The 5,022-nt window shown below is 65.3% G+C and carries 5 protein-coding genes and 2 tRNA genes; 4 read left to right on the top strand and 3 right to left on the bottom strand.

The genetic code is table 11. The features are described 5' to 3' along the window. On the top strand, window positions 1-333 hold a 333-nt coding region (locus E1264_RS39970; RefSeq protein ID WP_132182352.1), incomplete at its 5' end, for a sensor histidine kinase. Between the two features lie 171 nt (window positions 334-504). Here E1264_RS39970 and E1264_RS39975 read toward each other — a convergent pair. After that, window positions 505-577, bottom strand: a tRNA-Arg gene (locus E1264_RS39975). Between the two features lie 187 nt (window positions 578-764). Here E1264_RS39975 and E1264_RS39980 point away from each other — a divergent pair. Continuing rightward, window positions 765-1,193, top strand: coding sequence for a hypothetical protein (locus tag E1264_RS39980; RefSeq protein ID WP_132182354.1), 429 nt, complete (start codon window positions 765-767; stop codon window positions 1,191-1,193). A 156-nt stretch (window positions 1,194-1,349) separates the two neighbouring features. Further along, a tRNA-Ser gene (locus E1264_RS39985) sits at window positions 1,350-1,441 on the top strand. 614 nt (window positions 1,442-2,055) lie between these two features. Here E1264_RS39985 and E1264_RS45750 read toward each other — a convergent pair. Together E1264_RS45750 and E1264_RS39995 are read right to left on the bottom strand one after the other, a co-directional pair. Next, complete coding sequence (locus E1264_RS45750) at window positions 2,056-2,871, bottom strand: hypothetical protein (protein WP_243711463.1); 816 nt, start codon at window positions 2,869-2,871, stop codon at window positions 2,056-2,058. An 882-nt stretch (window positions 2,872-3,753) separates the two neighbouring features. After that, entirely contained in the window at window positions 3,754-4,227 is a 474-nt protein-coding gene (locus E1264_RS39995; protein WP_132182356.1) for a hypothetical protein, read from the bottom strand. Between the two features lie 287 nt (window positions 4,228-4,514). Here E1264_RS39995 and E1264_RS40000 point away from each other — a divergent pair, with 287 nt between their 5' ends. After that, window positions 4,515-4,964, top strand: a complete 450-nt coding sequence (locus E1264_RS40000; RefSeq protein ID WP_132182358.1) for a hypothetical protein — start codon at window positions 4,515-4,517, stop codon at window positions 4,962-4,964. The last annotated feature ends 58 nt before the right edge of the window (window positions 4,965-5,022 follow it).

The following is a 5,022-nucleotide window of genomic DNA, read 5'->3' on the forward strand; positions in this document are numbered from 1 at the left end:
GCCCCCGACTCCCTGATCGCGACCGTCGACGAATCCCGGATCCGCCAGGTCCTGGCCAACCTCCTGGCCAACGTCCGAACCCACACACCCCCCGGAACACCCGCGACGATCCACCTCGCCCCAGGCCTGATCGAAGTGACCGACAGGGGTCCGGGCATGTCCCCCGAGGCCGCCGCCCGCGCCTTTGAACGCTTCCACCGCACCGACCAGAACTCCCCCGGAGCCGGCCTGGGCCTCCCCATCGTCGCCGCCATAGCCGCCGCCCACGGCGGACGAGCCGAACTCTTCTCGGAACCGTCCAGAGGCACAACCGTCCGAGTCACATACCGTTAAGCATCTGACTACGGATCAGAAGGTCAAAGCGAACGGCACCCGGCCCTCGATAGCCGCGATCACCCGCCGACCACGGTCCACCGCCACCAGCCGCCCTTGGCGATCAGGCAGCCTCGGACGTCCAGCATGACGGAGGCCCCCTCCGGGACCGGAAGGGGCCTGCAAAATGTGCGCACCCGAAGGGATTCGAACCCCTAACCTTCTGATCCGTAGTCAGATGCTCTATCCGTTGAGCTACGGGTGCTTGCCGGGCCCAACTGTACCGGCTCCGCCGACCTGACCGCGAATCGATTGGCCGACACATCGTTGCGCGAGCGTGACTTGAGTCACGGAACCCCTCGTGCCCTTGTTACGCCAAAGTGGTATCTGTGACGAGTGTGACGCGCGAGGTTACGCTCGTCCGAAGCCCATCCCCCTGAAGGAGAATCCTCATGCGCATGTCCGCCACCAAGCTGGTCGGCGTTCTCGCCGTCGGTGGCCTGTTGCTCGGTTCCACGGGCTGTGGCGCGGTCGACGCCATCGCCGGCGGCAAGAAGACGACCGCGTGCAAGAACATCGAGAAGGAGCTCCGGTCCTTCACCACGGGCAGCACGTCGATGACGTCGCCCAGCGGCGCCTCGTCGACGGCCCAGAAGTTCTCCGACACGGCGGCCAAGGTGCGCGCCGAAGGCCAGAACGCCGGCGGCGACGTCGAGACCGCCGCGACCGCGTTCGCGGGCGACCTCGACAAGACGGCCGAGTTGCTGCGGAAGCTCAGCTCCGGCGACATGTCCGGCGGCATGCCGGACACCGCCGCCATGCAGCAGCACGGCAACGACCTGGCCGAGGCGTGCGGGTACAGCGCCTTCCGGCTGGGCTGACCATCGGCGATCCGCTCCCGCGGCCTCGGGAGCGGAACGCCGACCCGTCATCTTCGCGCAGCAGCGCCGTCTCCGACTATGCTGCTGGGACCCACGGGGCCAGACTTTGCCGGTTGGTGCGCCGAACCGGTAACCTGTCTGGGCCTGACGGCTACTGGAGGATTCGCCTAGTCCGGTCTATGGCGCCGCACTGCTAATGCGGTTTGGGTGCAAGCCCATCCGGGGTTCAAATCCCCGATCCTCCGCCACTCTGACCAGGGAGTTCATGCGATACGCGTGGGCTCCCTTCGTCGTCTCGGAGGGCCCAGATCCGCCGCTGATGGAACATGCGGTCGTGGTGCGGTTCCGGCGCGGCACGAACGCCGCGATGCTGGCGGCGGCCTGCTCGGCGAGTTCCTCGGCGACTACCGTGTACACGTCGGAGGTGAAGGACTCGGACGCGTGGCCGAGCACATCGCTGACGACCTTCATCGGCACACCGGCTGCTAGCAGCATCGTCGCCGATCCGTGTCGCAGATTATGGAACCGAACCGGCGGAAGCTCCGGTCCGTTCACCGCCAGGCGGACCAAGTCTGTGGTGATGCGGTGGCGACGGGCGATCTTCTCCACGCTCCAGCCATCGCGATGTTTGCGGCAGCACGCCTGGTAACGCCCGACGAGCATGCCGAAACGGCGGGTGACGTAGTCGGGGCGTACTGCCCTGCCGTCCTCATAGGTGAGCACTCGGCCCGAGTCGGTCCACCCCTCGCCCCACGCTACGCGTTCTTCGAGTTGCCGTTTGAGCCACGCACTCAGGACCTCTGCCGTCGTCTGATCGAAGACGACGAAGCGGTCGGAGGCGGCAGATTTGACGTCGTCAGTCTCATCCTCGTCGTCTGGTTGCGAATGACGGACCTCCAGGCGGCGGCGGGCGATGCTGAGGTCCGGTCGTTCCAGGCCGATCAGTTCGCCGCGGCGCATGCCCCAGTAGGCGGCCAGGTGCCACAGGGGGTACAGCCGATCGTCCTGGCTGAAATCGAGGAACGCCACACTGGACGGGGGTCCATACCATGACCTTCGCCGGAACCTGCCCGGTGATCAGCCAATGGGCCACGCGTTCGTCGGTCCACAGCAGGGGGCGTTTGCGGGCCTTGCGCCCGCCGCCCCTGCTCCTCAGCACGCCACGCGCAGGGTTGGCAAGCAGGATCTTGTCGAGGGTCACCGCGTCGTTCAGCGCTCCGGTGAGAACGGCATGGATGCGCCTGATGCGCGCGTCCGACACCGGGCGATTGGAGTACATGCTGCCGTCCCGCTGCTTGACCGCGCGGGCTTGGAGCAATCGGCGCAGGATCTCCGGGAGCCGTTCGCCTTCAGTGCGGTTGATCATCCGGATGGCGGCGTAGAGGTCCCGGATGCGCTGGTCGGTCACTTTGACCAGCTTCAGATGGCCGAGACCGGGTTTGAGGTAGAGGTCGATGATCTCGCGATCGGTCGCGAGTGTTCTGCGCTTGAGCCCAGTACCAGCTTGAGCTTCCGACACCCGCCATGCATGGCGTTTCTCAAGGTAATCACCGAGGGTGATCTTTCGGTCGATCTCGTGCGCGACATCGATCTCTTGACTGAGAATCCTCGCGAGCTCCTTCTTGCATTCCTTCTCGGTGTCGTACGGGGCCGATCCAGGGCTGACGTCGCCGACCATCGGTGGTACGCGGAGCTTCGTAGCGCGCATACCACTTACCGTGCCCACGTTTATCTCGTTTGGGGCATTTTTTGCCTAGAAGTCGCCCATTCTTCGGGTCCCGACATGAGCATTTCTTGTATACGCCCATCAATCCTCCTTACTGTTTCAGGTGCAGCTAATTCCACAGGAAGTGGCTTTGTTGAGAAACGCTCCTCTCTGGTAGCGCGAGCCGGTGATAATTTCGATTTACCGCGCCGCCGTAACGCCTTCGACGCTCGCTGTATGACATCGGGGAGCTCCGCGAATCATCACCCAAGGGTGTGTTCAGCGTTTCCAGCCGACACCGCCTGGCCATCGCCTCCACCGTGAGTCGAGATCGACCGAGGCGGACGGAAGCGCCCACGAGCGGAGCGGCCCTGGAGGCGTCCACGCGCGTCTGTCCCTGAGCTGACCGACGAAACGGTCCGCTCCGCCCCGTAGGACGGCGCCCTCGCTATGGACGGAACTATAGGAGCGCCCTATGACAATTGATTCTATTTGCACAGCAGGCCTCTGGTGGAGTCCAGGTTGGTGAGCACGAGAAGTCGAGGCCACGACGCTGTGGTGGTGCAACTTCCCTGCGGGGCCTCATCGACGAGGGGACCCAAGCACGGCCGCTCGGGTGGTCAAGCCACCTGCCGGCGGCTTGACCACCCTCCGGCGCCCGTGCTGTTCAGTCCCCGTCGATGAGCCTCGCAGGGGTTGCATGACAGAAGCGAAGTCATCGTTCGCCATCCCACAGGTTCGTGGGACTGATCGGGCAAGCGGAACCCTCAGGCTGACGTGGCCAATCAACGGTGAAGGACCGACCAAGACCGGAACGCAACAACGACGCTCCCCGGCGCAGCGGAACGATGCCGGTTACTCGTCAGCGGATGCCGCGCTGTCCTCAGCCTGGCCTTTGGCCTCGCTGTCGAGCTCCTTCGTCGCCTTGATGACACGAGGCATGTGAATCTCCTCGGTCGGGTGTTTGCCCTTACCCTTGCCTCGCATACAGAGCCCGCGCTCGACACCACATGATGGGCACTTGATCGAGAGCGCCCTCTCGCGGATCCGCGCCTTCCGCTCCGCCCAGTAGGCATCGGCCTCATCGATGAGCTCCTGCGTTGGACGCTCGGGCAGTTCCGCTCCGGGCCGTCGCATGAACCAGGCCAGGAACTCCTCGAACTGAGGGTTTGGGCTGCTGCCCATCTTCTCAGTGGCGTACTTGCTCGACTCGAAGTCGTCGTCCCAGAACAGCAGACCGCGCTTGCGGCGTCCATAGCTGGGCTGGTTGGGCACAGCGGGGATCTTTTCAGGTGCGTGGACTGCAATCAATTCACTCCACTCCTCCATACAGACCTTGAGGTAGGTACCTACCTCTAGTTAGGGTAAGTACCTACCCAAACACAAGCAAGGTGGGGTGATCGGCAACTTCCCGGCGGCTCACGCCCGTCGTCGAAGTGGCCACGAACAGAGGCGCTCCTGGTTGGCCACGGGCAGGTCAGCGCGGCGACCGAGGTGAGGTAGCCGTGCGTGACCGGCAGATGACATAGCGTCCGCGCCGCCTCCGGACCCCCAACCCGATCTTGCGCCCACCGCCCCGCAGGCGGTGGGCACATGGTCCTCAGGACCGCCTGCTCATGTCCACCTGCGACGTCCCCACTATCGACTTCCCCTCGGCCCTGGCTCCGGCGTTCTCAGTCGTCGCGGAGGCCGAGGTTCTGCAGTGCGGCGTCGAGACATTGGCGGAGCCCGCCCGCATCCCGGGCCACGGCGGTGAGAAGGACGCCCGGGCCGGGGAGCGGGGTGATGACGCCGTGTGCCTGCGTTGGGAGGTCGTCGAGGAGTCGGGTGTCGGACGGGCGGTCTTGGTAGGCGGGGTCGATGACGAGGAGTTGGCCGACAGCACGGTGGGGGCCGAGGACGGCGGGGCCGTCCCAGCCGGGGGCCCCGGGACCGTAGGCGGTGTGCTGGTCCAGCAGTGTCCGCCCGCCGTGCCGGACGGTGAGGCGGCTGGTCAGCCGTCCCGTCTGCTCGGGCGCACGGCCGAGGATCTGCCTTTCCCGTTGCTACAAAGCGTAGTTAACTAGATCCAGCGGGTAAGAGGCCGGGGAGAGTGTTCTTCGGGTGGTGGGGTGAGGGAGGGGG

It is taken from the genome of Actinomadura sp. KC216 (assembly GCF_004348535.1).
Classification (GTDB): Bacteria; Actinomycetota; Actinomycetes; order Streptosporangiales; family Streptosporangiaceae; genus Spirillospora.

Excerpts from the sequence above, each read along its gene's own strand:
- E1264_RS39980 (WP_132182354.1), top strand. The coding sequence starts at position 765 with ATGCGCATGTCCGCCACCAAGCTGGTCGGCGTTCTCGCCGTCGGTGGC.
- E1264_RS45750 (WP_243711463.1), bottom strand. The coding sequence starts at position 2,871 with ATGGTCGGCGACGTCAGCCCTGGATCGGCCCCGTACGACACCGAGAAG.
- E1264_RS39995 (WP_132182356.1), bottom strand. The coding sequence starts at position 4,227 with ATGGAGGAGTGGAGTGAATTGATTGCAGTCCACGCACCTGAAAAGATC.
- E1264_RS40000 (WP_132182358.1), top strand. The coding sequence starts at position 4,515 with ATGTCCACCTGCGACGTCCCCACTATCGACTTCCCCTCGGCCCTGGCT.